This is a genomic window from Microbacterium sp. H6 (assembly GCF_003314775.1).
In the GTDB taxonomy this organism is placed as follows: Bacteria; Actinomycetota; Actinomycetes; order Actinomycetales; family Microbacteriaceae; genus Microbacterium; species Microbacterium oxydans.
Window position 1 is genome coordinate 442 of record NZ_QOAY01000287.1, and the last position, 1018, is coordinate 1459.

The 1018-nt window shown below is 67.5% G+C and carries 1 protein-coding gene; it reads right to left on the reverse strand.

All coding sequences use genetic code 11. From position 1 onward, the window contains the following. The coding region (locus tag DSP71_RS18490) for a galactose mutarotase (RefSeq protein ID WP_258546544.1) at positions 1 to 705 on the reverse strand (705 nt) is incomplete at its 3' end. Between the last annotated feature and the right edge of the window lie 313 nt (positions 706 to 1018).

The window sequence follows — 1018 nt, forward strand, 5'->3', positions numbered from 1 at the left end:
CTGTCGGCCGTCCGGTGCGGTGAGGGAGTGACGGACGATTCCGTCAGCGTCGCGGGTCAGGTCTGCGAAGCCGGTGTCGAGGGAGACATCGCCGAGGCGTGCCCCTTCTCGCAGGGTGGCGTCGGCCGGTCGGGTGCCGGTCGGCAGCATCCGCTCGTCCGTTTCGAAGGCGGTCTCCGCGGGGATCCGCAGGACGAGGTCGTGCGGATCGACGTCGCCGATCGTGACGAAGGGGTGGGTTCCGAGAGCGACCGGGGCTGGGCCGGTCGAACGGTTGGTCAGGGTGTGCACGACATCGATGCCGTCGGCGGTGAGGGTGTACGTGACGGCGGTCTCGATCAGGTACGGGTATCCGGTCTGGGGCACGATCGTCGCGCGGAGCACCGCTGCCGTCTCGGTCTGGGCGACCTCGTAGGCGGTGAAACGCAGCAGGCCGTGGCTCGCATTGCCGAGTTTGGGCTCCGTGATGGCGAGCTGTCTGACCGTACCCGCATCGTCCCATCGGCCATCACGCACCCTGTTCGGCCACGGGGCGAGGACCACTCCGGAGCACGATGGGGTCGGAGAGTCCTCGGGATACGGCGGCACGAGGTCGACGCCCCCGATGCGCAGCGAACGGAGGGAGGCGCCGACCTGAGCGATCTGGGCGGTGACGTCGCCGAGCTGCAGGGCGATCTGGGTGCCGGTGGGGGAGACGGAAATCACTCCCTCAGCGTAGAGGCACCCGGTCGGCACCGGGGGTCTGTGCGGTCTCTCAGGAGCGTCGGCTACACTTGAACGGTCGGCTTCGGACACCCGCGCGTTGGCGCGGACGTTTTATGTGTGTGAAGTGTGAGTCCAGGGGCCGATGGTGAGCGTCGATCGACGCAAATCAACCATCACATGAATGGCCCCGGCCGCTGACAGTCCGGAACCCCGCTGGTCGCATCCGACCACGCGCTGGGTGCTCGCGCGTGTGCGCGGCGCTGTTCTCGTGCGAGAACTCAGAAAGAACACCGCAATGCCGAAGAACAAGAAG